At 37.5% G+C, this 23,312-nt stretch carries 26 protein-coding genes; 1 reads left to right on the forward strand and 25 read right to left on the reverse strand.

Annotation, left to right across the window (positions count from 1 at the left end; all coding sequences use genetic code 11):
* Positions 1–54: 54 nt before the first annotated feature.
* The 15 genes from aroB to V7108_RS02275 all read right to left on the reverse strand — a co-directional run bounded on the left by aroB (position 55) and on the right by V7108_RS02275 (position 13,864).
* Complete coding sequence (gene aroB / locus V7108_RS02205) at positions 55–1,125, reverse strand: 3-dehydroquinate synthase (RefSeq protein ID WP_335567272.1); 1,071 nt, start codon at positions 1,123–1,125, stop codon at positions 55–57.
* Entirely contained in the window at positions 1,125–2,297 is a 1,173-nt protein-coding gene (aroC, locus tag V7108_RS02210; RefSeq protein WP_335567296.1) for a chorismate synthase, read from the reverse strand. The genes aroB and aroC overlap by 1 nt, the downstream gene beginning before the upstream one ends.
* Positions 2,298–2,537: 240 nt before the next feature.
* A complete protein-coding gene (gene ndk, locus V7108_RS02215) occupies positions 2,538–2,984 on the reverse strand; it encodes a nucleoside-diphosphate kinase (RefSeq protein ID WP_335567273.1) in 447 nt (148 codons plus the stop codon).
* A gap of 155 nt (positions 2,985–3,139) precedes the next feature.
* On the reverse strand, positions 3,140–4,102 hold the full coding sequence (hepT, locus tag V7108_RS02220; RefSeq protein ID WP_335516126.1) for a heptaprenyl diphosphate synthase component II: 963 nt from the start codon (positions 4,100–4,102) through the stop codon (positions 3,140–3,142).
* A gap of 42 nt (positions 4,103–4,144) precedes the next feature.
* A complete protein-coding gene (locus V7108_RS02225) occupies positions 4,145–4,849 on the reverse strand; it encodes a demethylmenaquinone methyltransferase (RefSeq protein WP_335567274.1) in 705 nt (234 codons plus the stop codon).
* Between the two features lie 4 nt (positions 4,850–4,853).
* On the reverse strand, positions 4,854–5,675 hold the full coding sequence (locus V7108_RS02230) for a heptaprenyl diphosphate synthase component 1 (RefSeq protein WP_335567275.1): 822 nt from the start codon (positions 5,673–5,675) through the stop codon (positions 4,854–4,856).
* Between the two features lie 175 nt (positions 5,676–5,850).
* Positions 5,851–6,087 carry a trp RNA-binding attenuation protein MtrB gene (gene mtrB / locus V7108_RS02235; protein ID WP_335516134.1) on the reverse strand — a complete coding sequence of 79 codons (237 nt, stop codon included), beginning with the start codon at positions 6,085–6,087 and terminating at the stop codon, positions 5,851–5,853.
* 12 nt (positions 6,088–6,099) lie between these two features.
* On the reverse strand, positions 6,100–6,666 hold the full coding sequence (gene folE / locus V7108_RS02240; protein WP_335567276.1) for a GTP cyclohydrolase I FolE: 567 nt from the start codon (positions 6,664–6,666) through the stop codon (positions 6,100–6,102).
* 219 nt (positions 6,667–6,885) lie between these two features.
* Positions 6,886–7,158 (reverse strand): non-specific DNA-binding protein Hbs, encoded by a 273-nt coding sequence (gene hbs, locus V7108_RS02245; RefSeq protein WP_034676225.1) that lies wholly within the window; start codon positions 7,156–7,158, stop codon positions 6,886–6,888.
* Between the two features lie 359 nt (positions 7,159–7,517).
* Positions 7,518–8,996 carry a stage IV sporulation protein A gene (gene spoIVA, locus V7108_RS02250; protein WP_335516143.1) on the reverse strand — a complete coding sequence of 493 codons (1,479 nt, stop codon included), beginning with the start codon at positions 8,994–8,996 and terminating at the stop codon, positions 7,518–7,520.
* A 356-nt stretch (positions 8,997–9,352) separates the two neighbouring features.
* Positions 9,353–10,063 (reverse strand): hypothetical protein, encoded by a 711-nt coding sequence (locus V7108_RS02255; RefSeq protein ID WP_335567277.1) that lies wholly within the window; start codon positions 10,061–10,063, stop codon positions 9,353–9,355.
* 207 nt (positions 10,064–10,270) lie between these two features.
* Positions 10,271–10,456, reverse strand: a complete 186-nt coding sequence (locus tag V7108_RS02260; protein ID WP_335516149.1) for a DUF2768 domain-containing protein — start codon at positions 10,454–10,456, stop codon at positions 10,271–10,273.
* Between the two features lie 243 nt (positions 10,457–10,699).
* A complete protein-coding gene (locus V7108_RS02265) occupies positions 10,700–11,755 on the reverse strand; it encodes an NAD(P)H-dependent glycerol-3-phosphate dehydrogenase (RefSeq protein ID WP_335567278.1) in 1,056 nt (351 codons plus the stop codon).
* 22 nt (positions 11,756–11,777) lie between these two features.
* A complete protein-coding gene (gene der, locus V7108_RS02270) occupies positions 11,778–13,088 on the reverse strand; it encodes a ribosome biogenesis GTPase Der (RefSeq protein ID WP_335567279.1) in 1,311 nt (436 codons plus the stop codon).
* A gap of 167 nt (positions 13,089–13,255) precedes the next feature.
* Positions 13,256–13,864, reverse strand: a complete 609-nt coding sequence (locus V7108_RS02275) for a YphA family membrane protein (protein ID WP_335567280.1) — start codon at positions 13,862–13,864, stop codon at positions 13,256–13,258.
* 111 nt (positions 13,865–13,975) lie between these two features.
* Between V7108_RS02275 and V7108_RS02280 the strand changes: the two genes are divergently transcribed.
* Positions 13,976–14,122: a YpzI family protein gene (locus tag V7108_RS02280; protein ID WP_335518048.1), complete on the forward strand. Its 147-nt coding sequence runs from the start codon at positions 13,976–13,978 to the stop codon at positions 14,120–14,122.
* Positions 14,123–14,147: 25 nt separating this feature from the next.
* Here the strand turns inward: V7108_RS02280 and fni are convergent, their stop codons facing one another.
* From fni to V7108_RS02330, 10 genes are all read right to left on the reverse strand, one after another.
* Positions 14,148–15,203 carry a type 2 isopentenyl-diphosphate Delta-isomerase gene (fni, locus tag V7108_RS02285; RefSeq protein WP_335567281.1) on the reverse strand — a complete coding sequence of 352 codons (1,056 nt, stop codon included), beginning with the start codon at positions 15,201–15,203 and terminating at the stop codon, positions 14,148–14,150.
* 12 nt (positions 15,204–15,215) lie between these two features.
* Positions 15,216–16,355, reverse strand: a complete 1,140-nt coding sequence (gene rpsA / locus V7108_RS02290; protein WP_335567282.1) for a 30S ribosomal protein S1 — start codon at positions 16,353–16,355, stop codon at positions 15,216–15,218.
* A gap of 128 nt (positions 16,356–16,483) precedes the next feature.
* Positions 16,484–17,065: a lysophospholipid acyltransferase family protein gene (locus tag V7108_RS02295; RefSeq protein ID WP_335518080.1), complete on the reverse strand. Its 582-nt coding sequence runs from the start codon at positions 17,063–17,065 to the stop codon at positions 16,484–16,486.
* Positions 17,066–17,067: 2 nt separating this feature from the next.
* On the reverse strand, positions 17,068–17,742 hold the full coding sequence (gene cmk, locus V7108_RS02300; RefSeq protein ID WP_335518057.1) for a (d)CMP kinase: 675 nt from the start codon (positions 17,740–17,742) through the stop codon (positions 17,068–17,070).
* A gap of 149 nt (positions 17,743–17,891) precedes the next feature.
* Positions 17,892–18,071, reverse strand: a complete 180-nt coding sequence (locus V7108_RS02305) for a YpfB family protein (RefSeq protein WP_335567283.1) — start codon at positions 18,069–18,071, stop codon at positions 17,892–17,894.
* A gap of 78 nt (positions 18,072–18,149) precedes the next feature.
* Positions 18,150–19,502 carry a germination protein YpeB gene (gene ypeB, locus V7108_RS02310; protein WP_335567284.1) on the reverse strand — a complete coding sequence of 451 codons (1,353 nt, stop codon included), beginning with the start codon at positions 19,500–19,502 and terminating at the stop codon, positions 18,150–18,152.
* A 12-nt stretch (positions 19,503–19,514) separates the two neighbouring features.
* The gene (gene sleB / locus V7108_RS02315; RefSeq protein ID WP_335567285.1) at positions 19,515–20,384 is read right to left on the reverse strand and encodes a spore cortex-lytic enzyme; all 870 of its coding nucleotides are present in this window, start codon (positions 20,382–20,384) and stop codon (positions 19,515–19,517) included.
* A gap of 109 nt (positions 20,385–20,493) precedes the next feature.
* Entirely contained in the window at positions 20,494–21,183 is a 690-nt protein-coding gene (gene prsW / locus V7108_RS02320) for a glutamic-type intramembrane protease PrsW (RefSeq protein WP_335518070.1), read from the reverse strand.
* Between the two features lie 94 nt (positions 21,184–21,277).
* A complete protein-coding gene (locus V7108_RS02325; RefSeq protein WP_335518073.1) occupies positions 21,278–22,234 on the reverse strand; it encodes an asparaginase in 957 nt (318 codons plus the stop codon).
* A gap of 4 nt (positions 22,235–22,238) precedes the next feature.
* On the reverse strand, positions 22,239–23,210 hold the full coding sequence (locus tag V7108_RS02330) for a YpdA family putative bacillithiol disulfide reductase (RefSeq protein WP_335518077.1): 972 nt from the start codon (positions 23,208–23,210) through the stop codon (positions 22,239–22,241).
* Positions 23,211–23,312: the final 102 nt, after the last annotated feature.

A 23,312-nucleotide genomic window follows, 5' to 3' on the forward strand; every position in this document is an offset into this window, starting at 1 on the left:
TTCCACGTTAAAATCGGCTTTAAGATTTTAACAACAATCTATACAAATACAACCTTAAAAATTTCTAATGTGATTTAGTAAAAAGTCATCCGAAAGCTCCTGGAGCTTCGGTTTTCCAATCTGCTCTAATAATACAAATTTAACAGACCCGCCTGATGACTTTTTATCTTGCTTCATTTTTGACAGCAAACGTTCAGTGGAAAGATGCGCCGGAATCTCTGTTTGATAGCCAAGTTCTTGAACCCAGGTAACAAACTCATCTATATCAAAAGATAACCCTGCTACCTCTTTACTTAGCTTTAAGGCAAATACCATTCCAATCATAACGGCTTCACCATGTGTAAAATTCCCGTAGCCCATTTCCGATTCAATGGCATGACCTAGTGTATGTCCAAAATTTAGATAAGCACGAATCCCCGTTTCTCTTTCATCCTTTGATACAAATTCATTTTTGATTTGAATCCCTTTTGTGAGTGATTCAAATAATTGTCGAGATGATAAGGCGTCAAGACGGTGAATATCTGATTTTAACCATTTATAAAAGTTGTTATCATAAATAAGGGCATGCTTAATAACTTCCGCAAAACCAGATCGAATTTCTTGTTTAGAAAGTGTATGAAGCAATTCAAGGTCGTAAAAAACAGCCTCCGGCTGGTGGAAAGCTCCAATCATATTTTTGCCTAGCGGATGATTAATAGCCACTTTTCCACCAACCGCGCTATCATGGGCAAGGATTGTCGTTGGCACTTGAATAAAGGGTATTCCCCTCATAAATGATGCTGCTACAAAACCCGATAGGTCACCCACCGCACCGCCGCCAAATGCAATAATAAGGGATTTTCGGTCTAAGCGGTTTTCCAAAGCCGTCGATAAGGCTTCATAGAAAACCTCGAATGTTTTGGCTTTTTCTCCGCCTGGAGCAGTAAAAATAGCAGGTTCCCATTGGGATATAAGTGGTGCTAATTTATCCATGTGTAATTTTCCAACGGTTTCATCCGTAATAATTAATATTCTAGTCAGATCACTAAAGTTTGATGATAAAAAAGTGCTTATTTCACTCCGTACACCTTCGCCAACAAACACCTCATACTGTTTCGAGCTTGTTTGGATTTTAATAGCTTCCATTAAAATTCCCTCGCGTAATCACGCTGGCGCTTAATTTCGGCGGCAAATGTTTCGAAACGATCACTATAGAATTGCTCAATAAGTGAATTAGCTAGTTCCCATGCTACAACATTCTCTGCAACCACTGCTGCGGCAGGAACTGCACAGCTGTCTGAACGCTCAACACTTGCAGAAAAAGGCTCCTTCGTATCGATATCCACACTCATTAACGGCTTATAAAGCGTTGGTATAGGCTTCATTACTCCGCGCACAACAATTGGCATCCCATTAGTCATGCCGCCTTCAAAACCGCCAAGACGATTAGTTTTGCGGGTATAGCCATTTTCTTTATCCCAAACAATTTCGTCATGGACTTCGCTTCCTGGCTTACTTGCTGCTTCAAAGCCAATTCCAATCTCTACTCCTTTAAATGCATTAATGCTTACAATAGCTGCCGCAAGTTTTGCATCTAATTTCCTATCATATTGAACATAGCTGCCTACCCCTGCTGGCATACCGGTTGCGATTACTTCAACAACACCACCAATGGAATCGCCGTTCTTCTTCGCATTGTCAATCGCATCCATCATTTCCTGCTCTACCTCTTTATCGGCGCAGCGTACAGGTGAAAGCTCTGTTCTTTCCTTTAACTCTTCAAAGGTTAAATCAGGGTTGGCTTTAGCCTTAATACCACCTATTTCAACAACATGTGAAACAAGTGTAACTCCAACTAGAGATAAAAGTTTCTTAGCAACTGCACCGGCCGCTACTCTTACCGTAGTCTCTCGTGCTGATGAACGTTCAAGAACATTTCTCATATCTCGATGACCGTATTTTATCGCACCATTTAAGTCAGCATGACCAGGTCTTGGTCTCGTTATTTTACGTTTTACTTCATCTTCTTGTCCTTCAATTAATGGATCTGCTCCCATAATTTTAGTCCAATGCTTCCAGTCATTGTTCTCTACCACTAAGCAAATCGGAGATCCAAGTGTTTGGCCATGACGAACTCCAGATGTAATTTGAACTGTATCTTTTTCTATTTGCATTCTTCTTCCGCGGCCATAACCTTGCTGCCGCCTTGCAAGCTCTGTATTAATATCTTCAGCCAATAAGGGCATCCCTGCTGGCAGTCCCTCTAAAATAGTCGTTAATTGTGGACCGTGTGATTCTCCTGCTGTTAAATATCTCATTCCCATTACTCTTTCCCCCTTCAACTCATTAAAGGATTTTTATCAATATACCATATTAAGACCAATAAACCTAGTATAATTATCTGAAAATAGCATAAATTGATGGATGCTTATTTAATTAATGATAAACACGTTTCACCCTTTTGTACACTATTTGTTAACAAAATATTTTTTTAATTCTGATGAATACGCATACAAAAAAGCACCTGTATCAAGGATACAAGTGCCTTTTACCCGAAATTAATAAATCCATTCATTCACGAGTTTACTGTACTCTACAACGCCGCCGTCTTTAAAAAACAACCCAATTTCACGTTCAGCGCTTGCAGGAGAATCAGATCCGTGAATAACATTCTTTCCAACAGTTAAACCAAAATCTCCACGTATAGTACCTGGTGCGGCATCCTTAGGATTTGTTGATCCCATCATTTGACGTGCTGTAGCAATAACATTTTCACCTTGCCAAACCATTGCAAAAACAGGTCCGGATGTGATGAAATCTACTAACTCACCAAAAAACGGACGTTCTTTATGCTCGCCATAGTGCTCCTGGGCAAGTTCAGTTGGAATGCTCATTAATTTAGCGCCTGCTAATTGGAAACCCTTCTTTTCAAAACGACCAACGATTTCTCCGATTAAATTACGCTGTACACCGTCAGGCTTCACCATTAAAAATGTTTTTTCCATGAATTCCACTCCTAAAATAGTATGTATAATAATTGCCATAGTGGGACAATCCATGAAGATGTTAACATTTTTTAGAATATTTCGCAAGTCGAAAGCGATTTCAATTAAAAAATTGACAGAAAAAGAGAGTAAACCATGGTTTGACTCTCTTTTTCTCAATATTTCCGTCTTCCAATAAACTTTGCGATATCTCGCAGTGTCTTATTTGCTTTGTTCGCGGGTAGTTCTTCTAGTACGGCTAGTGCCTTTTTTAGGTACATATCGCTTAATGCGATGGACCTTTCTATAGCACCAGACTCTTTAATAAGGGAGATGATTTTTTGTATTTGAATAGGCTCCATATCCTCGTGAACCTTTTCAATCTCAAACCGAATCTGATCGTTTTCCATTGCATAGAGAGCAGGAGCTGTGATATTTCCCTGAAGTAAGTCACTGCCAGCTGGCTTACCAAGTTCCTCTTCCGTCGAGGTAAAATCCAAAATATCATCTGTTATCTGAAATGCCATGCCGACGTAATATCCAAATCGGTATAATTTTTTATGTATGGATTCCTCAACATCAGCAGTAATCGCACCCAGCTGACAGCTGGCAGAGATTAACAAGGCTGTCTTTCTTTTAATTCTGCGCAAATAATCCCTAAGATTCTGATTAAATCGATATTTATCTTTAATCTGCTGGATTTCACCCACAGATACTTCAACAATGGTATTGGCTAATATTTTATGAGCTAAGGGCTTATTAATTTCACTCATCAATTCCAACGAGAGCGCAAAAATAAAGTCACCCGTATACATGGCCGTCTTGTTGTCCCATTTCGCTTTAACCGTTGGCTGACCCCTTCTAATATCGGCATTGTCGATGACATCATCATGCACAAGGGAAGCCATATGAATAAGTTCAAGTGCAACGGCAACGTTTTTCATTACATTAATATCGTACTGGCCAAACTTTCCAGCCAATAAAACAAAAACAGGCCGAATTCTTTTACCTCCTGCCCGCAGGGTGTGCAATGAAGCCCGTTTCAAAAGAAGAGAGTCCGCCTGGATTGTCTCTTCTAATTTTTTTTCGATTAAATTAATATCTGAATTCAAAAATGAATACATCATCTTTAATTTCATTTGTATTCACCAGCTTTTCATCCTGTTTACATATCAAAAAAATTACTTTTTATGTCCTATATGAACCGCTGCCGCGCCGCCGCTATATGGTTTATAAAAAACATTTTTGAAGCCTGCAGTTTCAAACATTCTCGCTAATTCTTTCATACCAGGGAAATCACGTGCAGATTCTTGAAGCCATGAGTATTCTTCGTAGCTTTTAGCAAATAATTTACCAAACATTGGCATGATAAAACGGAAATAAAAATAATAAAGTTGTTTATACCCTATAAGAGTAGGCTGGGAGGTTTCTAAACAGACTGCAATCCCGCCCGGCTTAACTACACGGTTCATTTCTTTTAATACCTGAAGATAATCCGGCACATTTCTTAAACCAAAACCTATTGTTACATAGTCGAAGCTATTATCAGGAAAAGGCAGCTCCATGGCATTTCCATGAACTAAATTCACATGTTTTAAACCCATGCTTTTTACTTTTTCGATCCCAACATTTAGCATATTCTGACTAAAGTCCAATCCAGTAACCTCACCAGATGGACCAACAGCCTCAGATAGTGCAATCGTCCAGTCCCCTGTTCCACAACAAACATCCAGCGCTTTCGAACCTGGCTTGACATTCATTCTTTTCATGGTATCTTTACGCCATTTAATGTGTTGTTGAAAACTTATCACAGAGTTCATTTTATCGTAGTTATCGGAAATTTTCTCAAAAACCTTATGAACTCGTTGTTCTTTGGATTGCTGCATATGCTTACCCTTCTTCCACTAAAGATTTCGCAAATGGTTGATGTTCATTAATGATCGAAGTAATTCTAGCTTCAAGCATATCATTTAAATATGGGAGCTGACTTATTCCTTTTATAAGAAATTGTTTGGAAGAATCAAGATAACGATCACAAATCACAAGCAAATCTCTCTGCTGATTATCTGACAATTTATTTACTGAAAGATTTTTAATAGGACTAATAAAATCCTTCATTGATTCGAACATGATGCTGCTTCCAGTTTCCAAAAAAAGTTTCTTTTCGAAAAGCAAGCGCTTAAAGAAAAATAAATTTACAATAAAGTCATTCCATAAGTCTACTTTAAAACGTCCGGAGAATTTAACAAGTAAAGAGCTTTCAATTTTTTTTATACTTGTCATTAAATTTTCGATTCCATTCAGTTCTTTTTGATAAATGGACACTTTATGTTCATTAACTTCTTTTACCCCTCTTGAGAGCTCTCTTATCATATTGATATCTTCTGACTCAGCCAATAGTTTATAATACAATCCACTATAATAGTCCCCAGCTAGGACTGTTAATTGTCTATTAATTTCATCAACAGTTGCATTCGATATATGCTCATGGGTATCAAGGGCAATTTGTATTAGCATTGTTGTCGTTGCGTAATTCTTTAACTCATTGTAAGACAATTCGAGCCTATCCATGATGGATACGAGAATAAGCAGTTTATCTTCATCAATTACAGGCATATCAATATGTTTAAGCAAGTAAGAATGATATACTTTTTGCTCAACTTGCTCCTTAATGTCTGTAAACTTTTGTCGAATGTCTGGCAATTTAATCACCCTTGCTTCCCCGAATTTATATATTTATTATGTTCCTTTTGTTTAAACAAGGCAGTGACAATTATATCATAAAAGCTTATGTATGGGCAGAAATTCACAAAATAAATACATTTCTACCGAAGGGAAATTAGCATATAAAAAATAAGTAGTGTTTACTATATAGACTTTACTCTCATTACTTATTATTTTCGCTTTCAATTTCGCCAAACTGAGTCAATATTTTTGCATTTCCTCTAATTTTTATTGCTGAAGTATGTTCTGTAAATTGGGCAATTAATACTTCCCCTTTATCAAGCTTTTCAGAGTGATGAAATTTAGTATCTGTTCCTCGAGTCAATCCAATCACACTAACCCCATCATCAATTGCTTTTATCACAACAAAGTCACTGTTTTGCGTTTCTCGCTTTTCCATAGTATCCCCCACTTAATTCTTAATTAAAGTTAGAATTTCAGATCGAGCGATTGTATCCTTGACAAGATTGCCCCTTACTGCTGTTGTCACTGTTTTTGAACCAGGTTTCTTTACACCGCGCATCGTCATACACATATGTTCTGCCTCGACAACGACCATTACCCCATGAGGATCTAATTTTTCCATTATACTATCAGCTATGGTTGAAGTAATTCTCTCCTGTAATTGTGGTCTTTTAGAGACCGCCTCTACAGCCCTTGCCAATTTACTTAAACCAGTTACACGTCCATTTTTTGGTATATATGCAACATGAGCTGACCCGAAGAATGGTACAAGATGATGTTCACACATAGAATAAAACGGGATATCCTTCACCAAAACTAGTTCTTCATGGTCTTCACTGAAAATAGTCTCAAAGTGTTTCTTCGGATCTTCCTTTAATCCGCTAAAAACTTCTTCATACATTTTTGCAACTCGTTTCGGCGTATCGAGCAGGCCTTCTCTGTTGGGATCTTCCCCAATCGCCGTTAAGATTAAACGTACCGCCTCTTCAATTTGGGTACGATTTACTTCAGTCATGCATATTCCCCCTACTGTATATCAAACAAGTATAAACGACTATTACATATTAGCACAACAAAAGAGATATAGAAAAGCGGAAGCGGCTTGAACAGGGGCGGCCTATCACTACGAGCCCCTAGGCTGCTTGCGCTAGACAAGTTCAAAGTTACCATCAGCATAGAAAAAAGGCCATGGAGGTTACCATGACCTTTTTGCCGAGGCAATAAATTTATGTAATTATTTTACTGCGTCTTTAAGCGCTTTACCTGGTTTGAAAGCAGGAACTTTGCTTGCACCAATTTCGATTTCCTCACCAGTTTGAGGATTGCGGCCTTTACGTGCTGCACGTTCGCGTACTTCAAAGTTACCAAAACCGATTAATTGGACTTTATCACCATTTTTCAAAGCATCTAGAATTGAATCAAAAACAGCATCGACTGCTTTTGTAGCGTCTTTTTTAGAAAGCTCGCTTGCTTCTGCAACTGCGTTAATTAGTTCTGTTTTGTTCATGCTATTCACCTCCTCCCAGTATATTAAGTAAAGAATCGTAAATAAGAGTTCTTATCTACATTTCTAAACAATTTTCCTTAATTCTATACGTCATAGCGCGGTTTTATTGGAAAAGTAATCAAAAATTACTGCTTTTGTTTTTTAATTCACTTTTTTAATAAGAAACCTTATTATATAAAGGTTTTAAGCACCAAACGTAGGTCTGTTAAAAGATTATCACAATCATTTACGCTTATCAAGAATATTTCATGAAATAATGGTAATCTTTTCTTCATTTCTACAAATTTCTACTATTTTCGACAAGATTGAGTGTTGTTTTTTGTAAAATCAAAAAAGACTCCATATTTGGAGTCTTCTGCTTACAGGATTATAGCGATTAGGCCGCCTGATCCTTCGTTTATAATTCTTTCTAATGTTTCTTTTAATTTATATCTTGCGTTCTCTGGCATTAAGGATAGCTTTGCTTGAATCCCTTCCCTAACGATAGAACTTAAAGAGCGGCCAAAAATATCAGAATTCCAGATGGATAATGGATCATCTTCAAAATCCTGCATTAAATAACGGACGAGTTCTTCACTTTGCTTTTCCGTACCAATAATCGGGGCAAACTCAGATTCAACATCGACCTTTATCATATGAATGGATGGAGCCACCGCTCGCAGCCTTACCCCGAACCTCGCACCTTGACGGATAATTTCAGGTTCTTCAAGGCTCATATCTGAAAGTGATGGAGATGCAATACCGTATCCAGTCTGCTTCACCATCCTTAGTGCGTCTGAAATATGATCATATTCTGCTTTTGCATGAGCAAAATCCTGCATTAACTCTAGGAGATGATCTTTTCCTCTAATTTCCACACCGACGATTTCTTTTAAAATATCATCATAAAGTTCATCTGGTGCAAATAAATCAATCTCTGCTACACCTTGACCCATTTCAATTCCTGCTAGGCCAGCACTTTCAATGTAGTCAAAGTCGCTAAATTGCTGCACAACCCTATCAACATCTCTTAATCTTTTGATATCTTTAACTGTTTCTTTTACTGCTTCTTGATAGCTTTCACGCAGCCAGTGATTCTCCCTTAACACCATTACCCAGCTTGGGAGATTAACATTAACCTCAAGTACTGGGAATTCATATAAAGCTTCTCTTAGAACATTAAGAACATCACTGTCACGCATGCTTTCTACACTCATCGCTAGTACTGGAATATCATACTTTTCCGCTAAGCTAGACCTGAGTGTTTCCGTGCTTGGGTGATATGGCTGCGCGCTGTTGACGACCATAATGAATGGTTTGCCAACCTCTTTCAACTCGTTTATCACTCTTTCTTCAGCCTCAATATAGTTACTTCTTGGTATCTCACCAATAGTTCCATCCGTAGTAACAACTACACCTATTGTGGAATGTTCTTGGATCACCTTTCTAGTACCAATTTCAGCAGCTTCATGGAACGGAATTGGCTCTTCGTACCAAGGAGTAGTTATCATCCTAGGACCATTTTCATCCTCATATCCTTTAGCACCTGGAACCGTGTAACCGACACAGTCAACCAGTCTTATATTTACATTAAGACCTTCGTCAACATGGACGGAAGCAGCTTGATTCGGAACAAACTTAGGCTCCGTTGTCATGATTGTTTTCCCTGCAGCACTCTGAGGAAGTTCATCAACTGTTCTAGATCTCTCTGCCTCATTTTCTATATTCGGTAAAACCACGAGCTCCATAAATTTTTTAATAAATGTGGATTTTCCTGTTCTTACAGCACCAACTACTCCTAAATAAATATCACCGCCGGTTCTTTCGGCAATATCTTTGAAAATATCAACCTTTTCCAAGTGATCCCCTCCCGATCATAGAGTAAAGTGGGATAATATTATCCATTAAGATATTTTTGGACAATATATGTGTATGACGTTGTCCTATATTGTTATGACTCTTTTTAAAAATTTTTTTACCCCCTTAACGATTTATTCCTTGAATATGCTAGTATCTGTTGTGTCTGAACAGTTGATCGTATGAGGGTTTCTGGTAAAGTAACACGGTATATAGTCACGTTCCGTATTTGTCTTTATCCCATTTGGCAACTGGCACCAATGTGCCTAAAAAAAACCCTTCTCCTACAATATATTTCGCAAGAGAAGGGTTATGACTATTTAGCATTCTTATGTTAGTTGTTTTTAAGAAAAGAGCTTCAGTTCTCTAAAAAAACTGGTTCGTTGGTCTCAGGATCGACGATATAGGGTAAAGAATAAGCCGGAACAAACATAGAACTTTCCACAAGAATATTTCGAATATCCTCACCGGTTATTATCTGTTTGTCCGTTTTTTTAAGCTCTTGATATAGATCTTGACGGTAATCAACATACACTTCTGCATTCGTCGTTACCACAAATGGAAGATTTTTATTTGAAAACGGGCTAACGGCGTACGGTTCCTGCTTATAACCTAGCTTGTTGTAATCAAGTGTATACACATGATTAGCTAGCTGGTCTTTATAGGGCGGATAGCCATTTGTTTTGATTCTGACATTAATACCACGAATGGCATCAGCCATTCTTAAATCTAAAAGCTTTACAGTTGGATTCGTTTCTACATCCACAAGGACGTATTGGAAAATCCCGCCGCTTTCAAATGCATTACCTGGCGGCTCTGCAAGATATTTGGGAGCAATTTTTTTAAAGTCAATCGGATATTTTTGGTAAATTGGCGTATCTGCTTCCCTTGTTTTAATCGGCAGAATTCCCCCATTTTCCTCCTTAAAGGAATTTACAGCCTGTTGAACAGCTTGGAGTTGGTCTTGATATGGGATTTGGTTCTGTGTTAACTTCTCAGAAGGATACATACAGCCTGTTAAGAACAATGAAGTAAAAACAAGCAGGATGCCTATGACTTTCCAATTCATACAATCACCTATTTTTTTCTTATTATGTAAGGCTCTTTTCTTAAACCTTATCCATTTGGAGATAAAAGCTGTGGATGAGCTATGACCTGTTGCGAAATAGCCTTCAATTGTAAGAAAAGAGCTCGCAAACTTAATTTTATGCACGAAATAGCTTGGTCCACGTTAAAATCGGCTTTAGGATTTTAACAACTAAATTCCGAAAACATCCTATGTAAAAAGGACAATGAATAACGTAATAGCCGAGATAAATAAAAAGATGTAGGCAAGGAGAGCCGTGATCAACTTGAGGACTCCTTTTAACTTGTAGCGGCTAAGATAAATTGTAATAATAGCAAGAAACATTATTCCCATACCTGCAATTGAAATCCACATTTTTAGCATTCCTGGTGACAAAAAGACACCCCCCTTATTCCGAAAGCTATTATAACATAAGGGAGGTGGTTCTTAAAAAAATTTTGTTTAACGGCAATAAAAAAACTGAAGTAAAGAGGGGCGAATTCTTTACTTCAGTCTTAGTGACTAATCAACCCATAACGCTTCGGTTCATACTACACGTGTGCTTCGCTTGCATTGTATGCAAAAAGATTTAAATGCGAATCATCGAATGCCTATTTTTCGGTGAAAAATGCACAATTTTTACTCCTCGAGGTTTCTTTCTTCAAGAATATTCACTAAATCTTCCATTTCATGGGTTTTACCACGAGCCATTAATACATCAACTGCATCTTTTGCATTTTTACCATTAAACAATACATCATAGAGGACACATGTAATCGGCATGCTGACATCATACTTTTTTGAAAGCTGATAGGCCGCTTTCGTTGTCCTAACACCTTCTACAACCATTCCCATGTTATCAAGAACCTCATCAAGGTTTTTACCTTTACCAAGTAAATTTCCAGCTCTCCAGTTCCTTGAATGGACACTGGTACACGTAACAATTAAGTCCCCAATTCCGGTTAATCCTGAGAAAGTTAGTGGATTTGCCCCCATTTTGGTTCCAAGTCTAGCTATTTCAGCTAATCCTCTTGTCATTAAAGCCGCCTTTGCATTATCACCATACCCAAGCCCGTCCGTAATTCCCGCAGCCAAAGCGATGATATTCTTTAACGCGCCGCCGATTTCTACACCTATTACATCTGGATTTGTATAGACCCGAAAATTAAGGTTAATAAACAAGTCTTGAATTTCTTCTGCAGCTTCCATATCCTCCGAAGATACGGTAACAGTTGTTGGATGCCTTTTACTAACTTCTTCTGCATGGCTGGGGCCTGAGAGCACTACAACAGCTTTCAACAGCTCACTAGGCATTTCTTCCTTAATGACTTCTGAGACGCGCAGAAGAGAGTCTGGTTCAATCCCTTTACTAACATGTGCAATAATTAAGGGTGAGCTCTCTACGGACTTCATTTTTCCAAGTACTTCGCGTATGGCTTTCGTTGGCACTGCAAGGATAACTGTTTTGATATCAGATAATGCATCATGTAATGATGCATAACCTACTATTAAGTCAGGTAGTAAAATTTCTGGCAAATATTTTTTGTTCGTATGGAATTGATTAATCTCTTCAACCTGGCCTTCATTATGGCTCCACAACCGAACTGGATGTCCATTGTCAGCCAGGACCATTGCAAGGGCAGTTCCCCAGCTTCCTGCTCCAATGACAGCAACCGTTTCTTTATTTCCCTGCATATAATTCACTCCCACCGTAAAATTATTTTCTTTCTCTTGCGTAAATTTTTATCGGGGTTCCCTCGAATCCAAATGCCTCTCGGATCCGATTTTCTAAGAAGCGCTCATATGAGAAATGCATTAATTCTGGTTCGTTTACAAATACAACAAAGGTTGGCGGTTTAACAGCTACTTGTGTTGTGTAATAAATCTTTAATCGTCGCCCTTTATCTGTTGGTGTTGGATTCATGGCAACTGCATCCATAATGATATCATTTAAAACGCTTGTTTCAACACGCATGGAATGGTTTTCGCTGGCAGTATTAATCATTGGTAAAAGCGTATGGATCCGTTTTTTCGTCTTTGCAGATAAGAAAACAATAGGAGCATAACTTAAGAACAGAAAATGTTCCCGAATTTTTTGTTCAAGTTCCCTCATCGTTTTCTCATCTTTTTCAACGGCATCCCACTTGTTGACAACAATCACAATTGCCCGGCCCGCTTCATGTGCATATCCAGCAATTTTCTTATCTTGTTCGATGATTCCTTCTTCTGCATTAATAACGACTAAAACAACATCTGACCGCTCTATTGCCCTTAAAGCACGAAGTACACTATATTTTTCTGTACTCTCATAGACCTTTCCTTTTTTACGCATTCCTGCTGTATCAATGATGACATATTTTCCACCATTGTACGTATACGGAGAATCCACTGCATCCCTAGTTGTTCCGGCAATGTCACTTACAATCACGCGCTCTTCTCCCAGAATGGCATTGACTAATGATGATTTTCCAACATTTGGCCGACCTATTAAAGAGAATTTAATCGTATCTTCATCATAATCCAGTCCCTTATCCTTTGGAAAGTGTTTAGCAGCCTCGTCTAGTAAGTCACCTAATCCGAGCCCATGAGAACCGGATACAGGTATTGGCTCTCCAAATCCTAAAGAATAAAAATCATAAATTTGTTCGCGCATTTCAGGATTATCAATTTTATTAACCGCTAATACAACCGGCTTTTTGGATTTATATAATATCTTTGCGACCTCTTCGTCTGCGGCTGTAACTCCTTCTCTTCCATTTGTTAAGAAGATAATAACATCTGCTTCATCAATCGCGACTTCAGCCTGCTGACGAATCTGCTCTAGAAATGGTTCATCCCCAATATCGATTCCACCCGTATCAATTACATTAAAATCATGTGTTAACCATTCTCCAGAACTATAAATTCGATCACGTGTTACTCCAGGGATATCTTCAACAATTGAAATTCTTTCTCCAACAATTCTGTTGAAGATGGTGGACTTTCCGACATTCGGTCGTCCTACTATGGCTATAACAGGTTTTACCATTATCATCGCCATCCTTTCTATTTCTTCTATTTATCAATACTTTTGTTATTTTTATCGTTATGGTGTACTAATGATAAAGAAACCCTTCCTTAAAACAGAAGGGTCTAACCATATTATTTTAGCAATGTTAATCCTTTCTAGCAAACCAAAAACTTGGAAGGATTCATTTAGGAAGACTTTTGTTTTCCCTTCGCTAAAAATTGAAGATGGTTCTGATAGTAAATACCTGCATTTTCAAGTATACTCCAGCTTACTAGAAGCAAGACGGTAAGAGCAAAAACATCCAAATATGCAATCGTTCCAACAGGGTAGGAAAATTCAAACTTATTTAGGTAAATAGCGTAGAAAATCTCTCCATGCATAGTGCCGCTAGTAAAAATTAACAATCTTCCTTTTAAAGTCGTTTGTAATAATATAGCAAGGATGCTAAAGCAAATTCCCATCATCCATTCCTTTTGAAAAATGACCCAGACGGGATCATAAATAACGAATAGGTTAAATGTAACGTACGAAATGGTTAATATAAATGAACAAATAAAAGAATACAGTAAGGACCCAAGCTTTTTTTTACTTAGAATTAAATAAGATAATATCAGCAAAAATAATCCACTAGCATAAAACTCGAATCCTGCCGCTACAAAATGAACATTTGAGAGTATAATCACCAATAATGTTACAACCGCTAATTTTGTACGGTACCGATTTTGCTTGTCCATAAAAAATGTAATATAAACCCAAAACAACCAAAGAACCCAATAGAACAATGAACCCTCCATTTTGTACACACCTCCTACTATTCCCATTATCGGTATTCTTTATGTACTTTCATACTTACCTGTATAATCTTTCAACAACAAATTCATGTTAATAGTAGGAGGTGTAGAAAAATGGGAAAGGATCGACAAGAAAAAAAGCTAAAGGATAGTAGAAGAGTGGAATCAGACCGGGATCAGGCGCTGCATTACCCGGGATCAACAAAGCTTTCCAGCCCTGAAGAAGCAAGAAAATTAAATGATAATAAGTATAGTGAATAAATAAAGCTCCCGCTGCTGCGGGAGCTTATTTTATACTACGCTGGCTATATGCTTTGGTATCGATTCCCCTTTGGGTCAGCCAATGATGAGTTTGGCCGGAAACCATTAGTGGAGCCTTTTGCAAATCTTGAATAGATATTGCCCCTAAGGCAGTCATAATCATTTTTAACTCATGATGCAGGGACGAAATTTCTGCGTGTAATGAATCGATTCCCTCATCAATAAGGATTTTTAAAAAATATCCTGCAAAGCCAGCTGCACTCGCTCCTAACGCTAATCCTTTTGCCATATCAATACTAGTAGTAAAACCACCAGAACCAATAATCGGTACACTAGAAGCATGAGAGGCTTCACAAATAGATATCGCTGTAGGAATCCCCCATTGATTAAAGAAGAAATTTGATTTATCACTGCGCTTATTCTCTATTTCAGCAAAATTTGTACCCCCGAACCCGCCTATATCAATGGCTGAAACACCCACAGATGAGAGAATCTCAGCCGTTTCTTTTGACATACCAAATCCAACCTCTTTAACAATTACAGGTACACTTACTCCCTTTACAATCGCTTCTATTCTATTAAGCGCATTAGAAAATTCGCGGTCTCCTTCGGGCATTGTCAGTTCTTGTATTACATTTAAATGCACTTGCAATGCATTTGCCCCAATCATCTCAACTGCTATTCTAGCGTGTTCTGGGGATGCTTCGCTTCCTAGGTTGGCAATCAGAATTCCAGATGGATTTTCTTTTCTTACCACTTCATATGTATATCTTTCAGATTTGTCTTTCAATGCAGACATTTGTGACCCTACTGCCATGGCAAGACCCGCAGCACTCGCCACCTGTGCCAGCTGCTTGTTAAGCGTGTAGGTTTTCTCACCGCCGCCACCCGTCATGGCATTGATAAAAATTGGCGAACTTAAAGAAAGTTCGCCAATTTTTTGGTGTAACCGGACATCTGAAACATTAATGTTTGGTAAACTTTGATGAATAAATTGAATATCATCAAATGCTGTTGCTCGTTTTTGCCCTGTTTCCAGTGCAAAGCGAATATGGTCCCATTTCCGTTCAGCTCTAGACACTGCGTATCACCATTATTTTCCTAGATTCTTTAATTTATCGCCAATCATTTCTCCAAGCTGGAAGCCTTTAGATTCTTCAGGAAGTTCGTAATCAAAGTTTTCTTCTACTTCTTTTTCAAGCAGGTCCTTGATACTTAAGGAAAGTCTCTGTTCTTGCTCATTTGCATCCAGGACTTTCACTTGAACTTCTTGACCTTCTTTTAATACTTCATGCGGCGTCCCGATATGTTTGTGAGCAATTTGTGAAATATGAACTAGCCCCTCAACACCAGGGAACACTTCCACAAAGGCACCATAGGAAACCAATCGTTTTACAGTCCCGGTTAGACTACTGCCCTTAGGTGCTTTTTCAGCTATATCAGACCATGGTCCAGGTTGTGTTTCTTTAATAGATAAAGAAATTCTTTCATTATCACGATCTACATTAAGAACCTTAACTTTTACTTTTTGTCCTTCTTGGACTACATCAGATGGCTTGTCAATATGTTGGTAAGACAATTGGGAAATGTGCACAAGTCCATCAATGCCGCCGATATCAACAAATGCTCCAAAATCCGTAATTCTTTGAACCGTTCCATCAATAACCTGTCCAGGATTAATTGAATTTAAGAGATTTTTCTTATGTTTTCCTTTTTCTTCCTCTACCACTGCACGGTGAGATAAGATTAAGCGATTTTTTTCCTTATCAAGTTCAACAATTTTAAAAGTAAGATTTTTACCCTTATAATCAGAAAAATCTTCAACAAAATGTGCTTCTACTAAAGATGCTGGAACAAACCCACGGACGCCAAGGTCCACGACGAGTCCGCCTTTAACTACATCTTTTACTTCTGTTTCAAATACTTCGCCACTATTAAATAGGTTCTCAAGGTTTACCCAAGCTTTCTCAGCGTCAACTTTTCTTTTTGACAAAATGAGGGCATCCTCTTCCACTTTTAATACTTCAAGTTCTAATTCATCACCTTCAGAAACAACATCAGAGGCTCTCTCAACATGCAGGCTGGAAAGCTCACTAATTGGAATAATACCATCATGTTTACTATCTTGAATGTTTACGATTACTTGTTTTTCTTCTACCTTGGTGACTTGTCCAGTGACTTTATCTCCAATAGAATAATTTTTTACTTCAACTTGATTCATTTCTTCCGACATATGTATTCCTCCTTAATCCATATACTACTTAATAAATATATAATGTTTAATACAAACAAACGAGTGAATATTCTATATAATCTCTTTTAATTAACTTCTTACAAATAGCCTATTTTGTCAAGCAGAACCTATTTGTTCTCTTTTATAAGTTTATGGATTTCTGACATAATTAATTCAGTTACCTCTTCGGCAGAGGCTCTAGCAGCCCGCACTTCCTCCATTGCAATCGGCTTCCCATAAACAACCTTTAACTTTTTCAAACTCTTGTATGGACCAATGATAGCACATGGTACGACCTCTGCTTCTGCTCTAAGGGCAAAAAAACCCGCTCCCGATAGACCTTTGCCGATTTCACCCGTTTTACTTCTCGTCCCTTCAGGAAAAAGCCCGAAAACATTTCCATCTTTTAATACCTTTAATCCAGCTCTTAATGATTCCCTATCTCCCTTACCCCTTTTTACTGGGAAAGCATTACACTTTCTCACGATATTCCCCAATACAGGAACGTTGAATAGTTCTTCTTTGGCCATAAAATGGACAGGCCTTGGGGCAGTAATACCAACGACTAAAGGATCAAAATTATGAATATGATTTGTACAAAGCAGCACCCCGCCATTTTTAGGAAAATGCTCTAATCCAATCACTTCAATTCGATACCATGGTTTAAAAATGGTTGCAACAGCCGATCTTGCAAATGAATAAAACGTCACACTCATCCAACCCTTTCATGCACGAGAGCCATAATTTTTTCTACTACTTCATTGATAGCTAAGGATGTAGTGTCAATTTCTATTGCGTCGTCTGCCTTTTTTAAAGGTGCATACTCTCGTTCAGAATCTATTTTATCACGACGGGCAATTTCCTCTTTTAGTTGTTCTAAATTGGAAGAATAACCTTTTGCCAGATTTTCAGTATGGCGTCTAACTGCTCTTTCCTCAACACTTGCAAGTAAAAATACCTTTACTTCAGCATTTGGCAGCACATGTGTACCTATATCCCTGCCATCCATTACAACACCTCCGCTAACGGCAAAGGATTGCTGCATCCGTACCATTTCTTCACGGACTTTTTGGTGCTTAGCAACAATCGATACTGAATTAGTTACCTCTGTGGAGCGGATAGCATCTGTCACCTCTTGATTATCAAGGAACACCAATTGACCTTTAGGCGAAGGATAAAGTTCTAATTTTGTTGAAAGTAAAATTTCTAATAAGGTATCTTCATCCTCTAGATTAAGATTGCTATTCAGTGCTTTAAAGGTCAAGGCCCGATACATTGCACCAGTGTCAATATATATGTAAGATAATCTTTCTGCTACAACTTTTGCTACTGTACTTTTTCCGGCTGCAGCAGGACCGTCAATTGCAATTGATAATTTCTTTTCCATAAATCCTCCTAAGTCACTCTTGTCGTCTCGTAGACCTATATTTTTATTTTACCATAAGAAAGGGTAAAGCCTCTTTTTTTTAGCGTTTTAATAATTATTTCTATTATAATTTCCGTATGAGCATAAAAAAAAAGCAGTGTTCTGCTTTTTTATTTTCCGTTAAAGGTTTGTAAGATTTCAGTAAATGTATTCTCATTTACTCCTTCATATTTGGTTAGCTGCTCTAATTGTGGAAAAATATCCAATTGGTGTAAAAATAACTGGGCAAAAAAAAGGAAGACAAATTGGACAATAATTATCTTTATTAATACTCTTTCAACAATCTTCATTTTATACCATCACTCCAATTTACCAATTACTACTAGTATTGGAGTGATGGTATTGTTTTATTCTTTTATGCTGCAAATCTAAATCACTTCGTCGTATATATTCTCGGCGTTCTTTAACTTTTCAACTTCTTCTTCGGTACCATCCATGGCATTAATAAAGATTCTATAGGTATCATCCTCTATGGTTCCTAAGAACTCATAACATAGAACTTCCTTATTTAAATCATTAACAATGATTGATTGTCTTTCTTCCATAACTTTGAAGTTTGGATTTACTTTTGCCCGGGCTTGCTCACTTGATAACACAGGCTTTTCAACTTTTCTCGTGTCATTTAATGATTTTAAGTACTCCTCCGCAGAGAAGCCAATAATGTTTCCATTATCTAATGCCACTTCTACTTTTAATGCCTCTGGATATATTCTAATATTGTTTTCACTGGTAACAAAATTAAAGACACCCGTATGATCATATTGAGTACTCTCAAACAATTCTAAATTTTTGTAGCCATTTTCCTTTAGAAAAGCAGCAGCCTTAAGGTTTGCATCGTTTAAACTAATTTTCTGCTCTTTCACATCTCTGTAATTAATAAACCATATCGGATACCCTGCTTTTTTCGTAATATCCATACTTCCTTCTTGTCCCGTTTTCTTATTTCTTAGTGATACACTATAAAATCCATAATCAGAACCTTTACCGTTCTCTGTTACTTTTACTTCCGCATTTCCATCAAATTTCATATATTTTTTTGCAATGCTTATGGCTTCTTTTTCAGAAATGGTTTTTCCTTTAATCTTCTTGAAATTATCATCCTTCTTTTGCATGTTTGCAAAAGTCGGTCCAAAGTCACTCTCATCATAGCCAGTTACGGTTTTTTCAACTGTTTTAAAACCATCAATAATCGTATTGTCTGTTGTTTCTTTTCCTGAAGCCAACGCTAATTCAACATCCATCCAGCGTAGATTATTTGCCAATACCATATGCTGTACTTTTCGAAGCTCTTTCTGAATTTCACCAGATTGCTTATAAAGAACCTTTAATGTTTCATACTCTTCCTCTGATAAAGGTTCTTTATCTAAATCTCTCACTGCAGTTTGATAACTAAATTTCCCAATCTTCGCTAAAAACTCTTCGGTTTTATTAAATGGGAGCAATGTAAGCGGCAGCTGCCCAACATCGCTGTGTGCTTCGGATGTTAGTCTCCACACCTCAACTAACGAAGGAGACAGAGAATATCTAGAGTTCATTGCAAGTGTTGTTCCAATTTTATCGTGTAGTATATCCATTTGATAGGTAAGATCATGAAAAGCACGTTGATAATTATTTTCAGCATTTAATAATATTGCGTTTTTCTCTCGATGTTCTTGATAACCCCAGTAGGCCGTACCGGCTACACCTACCGCTAGAACACCTATAATGATTCCTCTAATCATCCAATCACCCCTCTATTCACAAAAAATATGTTTTCCAATTCGTTTAATTTGCGGCCGTGACCATATCCACTTACTTGTTGCCGTTACTGGATTAAAATAATAAAGTGCTTCCCCGGTTGGGTCTATGCCGTTTATTGCATCAATCACAGCTTTTTTAGCTTGTGCGTTTGGTGTCAGCCAAATTTGACCATCTGCAACAGCTGTAAATGCACCAGGCTCAAAAATAACTCCTGAGACGGTGTTTGGAAACGATGCACTATTAACACGATTTAAGATAACAGCAGCTACTGCCACTTGTCCGGTGTATGGTTCACCCCTTGCCTCTCCATAAACAGCATTCGCCATCAATTGGATATCGTTACTTGAGAAACCTCCTGGAGTATTAGCAGCAGTTGGTTTTTTAGGTGCCGCTTTAGGGGCTGCCGGTGCCGGTTTTGGATTAGCCGTATTAGCAGGAGATTTTGGTGCTGTTGCTTTGGGTTGTGGTGCAGCCTGCTTTTTTTGATCCACCCCGCCGTAATGAGTAAATTTATTTCCTTTATTTATTTGATTTTTTACAAATTGTTTATCATATTTACTTGCTTTCACTAATTTTGCCTTTGTATCTTTTCCAGCAAGGCCGTCGATTGGCAGCCCAAATTCATACTGAAAATTCCTAAGTGCCCAATAAGTGCTCCATCCGAACACACCATCAATTTTCTTATTGTAAAATCCCAAATACTGAAGTCTTGATTGCAGCTCAATGACATCATCTCCAATAGAGCCTTGTTGAATAACCTGATTAGAGAATGCAAATGCCTTATTTCCCTCCAGACTTGTAAATGGCATTATACAAAGGGAGATTAAGATTGGAACTGTAAATCGAACAATTTTCTTCTTCATTTAAAATAACCCCCAGTTGTAAATCTTTTTAGTTGTAAACCTATTTTTTGTTTTAATGGCAAATTTATTCAAAAAAAACCCCTTCATTTAAAAATGAAGGGGTTTCTTTTTAAGAATGAAAGGTATTTTGAGTTGAAAATTGTTTTTTCTTATGGTTTGTCGTTAAAATTCGCGCCATTTTTACCTTTCTTAATCCAAACCACCAAAGAAAGATCATAAAAGGCAAAATAATATATAACCAGTTTTCTTGTGAGATTAAAATATAATCATAAGATCCATGTAAAATGAAAGGTAAAAGTAAAGAAAGTATTACCCATTTACCCTTTTTCCCATCAGTAAATTTTGCTTTACCCATGTAAAACCCCATAATTACTCCGAATAGTGCATGACTCGATACAGGCAGTAACGCCCTGGCCATTGCATGTTCAATTCCATTTGCAACCAAATAAAATATATTTTCGACGGTCGCAAACCCAAGAGATACAGCAACTCCATATACAATTCCATCAAAGGGTTCATCAAACTCCACATGTTGGTAAATCGCATAGAAGAGGATAAACCATTTGAAAAACTCTTCAAGAAGACTAGAAGAAAGAAATGCCTCAATAAATCCAGATTTAATAATATTCTCTGTATGGAGTACATGCTGAATAAACATAATTGGAAACACTAAGAGAGCACCATACAAGAATGTTCTAAGTACTACTGATATTGGTTCTGATTCATATTCATCTTTTAAATAAAAGTAACTTAACAAGGCCAGTCCGGGGGCAATACCGGCTGATAATATTCCCAGCATGGATAATCCTCATTTCACAATCGATTGTTACCTTAATCGTAACATGATATCCGCATTTATTAAATGAAAGATTATAGCCATTTGAGAATTGCTCTTAAAATTTAATTTTCCTTAAGCCAGAGGCCAGAGCAACAGCTAATTTAATTCTAGCTTTTTTTGAGTCATTATCACTGCCAAGAATTACACCTTTTTTGTATAAATCATAAGCACTGCCTTTATAATCATATGTGGTGTAAACAGAACCTTCCTCAGCGCTCGTTGTAATAACCAAGATGATTCCTTCCGAAAGTGACTTTTCGATTTCCTCCATCATTTGCGGCGCAACCTGGCCACGCCCAACACCTTCGAGAACAATTCCTTTGACGCCTGACTCTCTTGCAGCCTTAATAAATTTTCCATCAGCCCCAATATAACATTTTATAATTTCTACTTGGGGAATAGCTGCTTGAATACCATAATATTCCCGCTTTATTGGCTTTTGAAAAATATGTACGACGTCATTATCAATAATACCAAGATAACCGAATCCAAAAACGTCAAACCCCTGGATATTCGAGGCATGTTCCTTTTTTACATACCTAGCAGTAAATATCCGCTCATTGAACACCACTACAGCCCCCGCATCTTGTAAATCATCACAACACGCAGAATAGATGGCATGCCTTAAGTTAATGTAGACATCGCTGCCTAATTCCTCTGGCGAACGCTGGGACCCAGTTATAACTACTGGTCTTATGTCTTTTATGGTTAAATCAAGAAAGTAAGCTGTTTCTTCAAGAGTATCTGTACCATGAGTAACCACTACCCCAGAAATGGTATCATCCTGGAAGTATGTTTCAATTTTATTTTTTAAAACGACTAGGTCATCAAATGTAATATGTATGCTTGCCTTTTGAAATACAGATTCAATGATGATTTCGATATCATTTGGCAGATTACACATGGAAGCAAGCTCTTCGCCTGTTAATTCCCCTGAAGCTAATTTTCCCGAGTCTTTATTTGTTTTACTTGCTATTGTTCCACCAGTCGTTAACAATACAACTTTTTTCATCTTTTCACCCCTTTATTACTTTTTCTTGAATAGATTGTGCTATAAGACCGCCATGGAACCTGCCATTTTCTATAAATATTTCGTTGGCATTATTTCCAGCAGCGATAACTCCTGCAATATAAATCCCATCAACATTCGTCTCCATTGAATCAGGATTAAATAATGGTCTTCCGGATTCCTCATCAATTAATATTCCCATGGTCTTAAGGAAATGATGATCTGGTCTGTAGCCAGTCATCGCAAAAACAAAGTCATTGTAAATCGACTTTTCTTTTCCATCTTTTTGATATCGAACCTGGTCTTCCGTTATCTCGATGAGATGTGAATTAAATTCCATCGTAATGATATTGTTTCGTACTAATGCTTCAAATTCTGGGAGAATCCATGGCTTAATGCTAGAGGAGTATTCTGTTCCACGATAAATAACAGTCACTCTTGCACCCGCTTTTACGAGTTCAAGCGCTGCATCAACACTTGAATTTTTCCCGCCGATTACACAGACATCCTTATCAAAATATGGATGGGCTTCTTTAAAATAATGAGAAACTTTCGGTAAATCTTCCCCGGGAATATTCATGTAGTTTGGGTGGTCATAGTATCCTGTCGCAATCACTACAAACTGAGCCTGATATATTTGTTTATCCGATAAAACTTGAAACTGTTTTCCTTCTTTTAACACATTAGTAACCTTTTCAAAAGAATTGACACGCAGTTGTTTCCTTTTAACAACATCTCGGTAATATACGAGCGCTTGGTTTCGTTTTGGTTTATAACTTTCAGTAATAAATGGAATATCTCCAATTTCAAGTTTTTCACTCGTACTAAAAAACGTTTGATGTGTTGGATAATGATAGATAGCATTTACTACATTCCCTTTTTCAAGGATGAGAGGATTAAACCCAACTTCTTTAAAAGCAATCGCAGCGGCTAAACCACATGGTCCCCCTCCGACAATAATAATATCTTCTACTTGCAAAATGATCACCTCAATTTATTATTCCACAATGGCTATTTTAACAACAATCTTTATTAAAAGACTCCAAAAAAAAAACTCCTACCGTCATATGATAGGAGTTTT

The sequence above is a fragment of the Neobacillus vireti genome, from assembly GCF_036962345.1.
Classification (GTDB): Bacteria; Bacillota; Bacilli; order Bacillales; family Cytobacillaceae; genus Neobacillus; species Neobacillus vireti_A.

Excerpts from the sequence above, each read along its gene's own strand:
- aroB (WP_335567272.1), bottom strand. The coding sequence starts at position 1,125 with ATGGAAGCTATTAAAATCCAAACAAGCTCGAAACAGTATGAGGTGTTT.
- aroC (WP_335567296.1), bottom strand. The coding sequence starts at position 2,297 with ATGAGATATTTAACAGCAGGAGAATCACACGGTCCACAATTAACGACT.
- ndk (WP_335567273.1), bottom strand. The coding sequence starts at position 2,984 with ATGGAAAAAACATTTTTAATGGTGAAGCCTGACGGTGTACAGCGTAAT.
- hepT (WP_335516126.1), bottom strand. The coding sequence starts at position 4,102 with ATGAAATTAAAGATGATGTATTCATTTTTGAATTCAGATATTAATTTA.
- V7108_RS02225 (WP_335567274.1), bottom strand. The coding sequence starts at position 4,849 with ATGCAGCAATCCAAAGAACAACGAGTTCATAAGGTTTTTGAGAAAATT.
- mtrB (WP_335516134.1), bottom strand. The coding sequence starts at position 6,087 with ATGGAAAAGCGAGAAACGCAAAACAGTGACTTTGTTGTGATAAAAGCA.
- folE (WP_335567276.1), bottom strand. The coding sequence starts at position 6,666 with ATGACTGAAGTAAATCGTACCCAAATTGAAGAGGCGGTACGTTTAATC.
- hbs (WP_034676225.1), bottom strand. The coding sequence starts at position 7,158 with ATGAACAAAACAGAACTAATTAACGCAGTTGCAGAAGCAAGCGAGCTT.
- V7108_RS02255 (WP_335567277.1), bottom strand. The coding sequence starts at position 10,063 with ATGAATTGGAAAGTCATAGGCATCCTGCTTGTTTTTACTTCATTGTTC.
- V7108_RS02265 (WP_335567278.1), bottom strand. The coding sequence starts at position 11,755 with ATGCAGGGAAATAAAGAAACGGTTGCTGTCATTGGAGCAGGAAGCTGG.
- der (WP_335567279.1), bottom strand. The coding sequence starts at position 13,088 with ATGGTAAAACCTGTTATAGCCATAGTAGGACGACCGAATGTCGGAAAG.
- V7108_RS02275 (WP_335567280.1), bottom strand. The coding sequence starts at position 13,864 with ATGGAGGGTTCATTGTTCTATTGGGTTCTTTGGTTGTTTTGGGTTTAT.
- V7108_RS02280 (WP_335518048.1), top strand. The coding sequence starts at position 13,976 with ATGGGAAAGGATCGACAAGAAAAAAAGCTAAAGGATAGTAGAAGAGTG.
- rpsA (WP_335567282.1), bottom strand. The coding sequence starts at position 16,355 with ATGTCGGAAGAAATGAATCAAGTTGAAGTAAAAAATTATTCTATTGGA.
- cmk (WP_335518057.1), bottom strand. The coding sequence starts at position 17,742 with ATGGAAAAGAAATTATCAATTGCAATTGACGGTCCTGCTGCAGCCGGA.
- V7108_RS02305 (WP_335567283.1), bottom strand. The coding sequence starts at position 18,071 with ATGAAGATTGTTGAAAGAGTATTAATAAAGATAATTATTGTCCAATTT.
- ypeB (WP_335567284.1), bottom strand. The coding sequence starts at position 19,502 with ATGATTAGAGGAATCATTATAGGTGTTCTAGCGGTAGGTGTAGCCGGT.
- sleB (WP_335567285.1), bottom strand. The coding sequence starts at position 20,384 with ATGAAGAAGAAAATTGTTCGATTTACAGTTCCAATCTTAATCTCCCTT.
- prsW (WP_335518070.1), bottom strand. The coding sequence starts at position 21,183 with ATGCTGGGAATATTATCAGCCGGTATTGCCCCCGGACTGGCCTTGTTA.
- V7108_RS02325 (WP_335518073.1), bottom strand. The coding sequence starts at position 22,234 with ATGAAAAAAGTTGTATTGTTAACGACTGGTGGAACAATAGCAAGTAAA.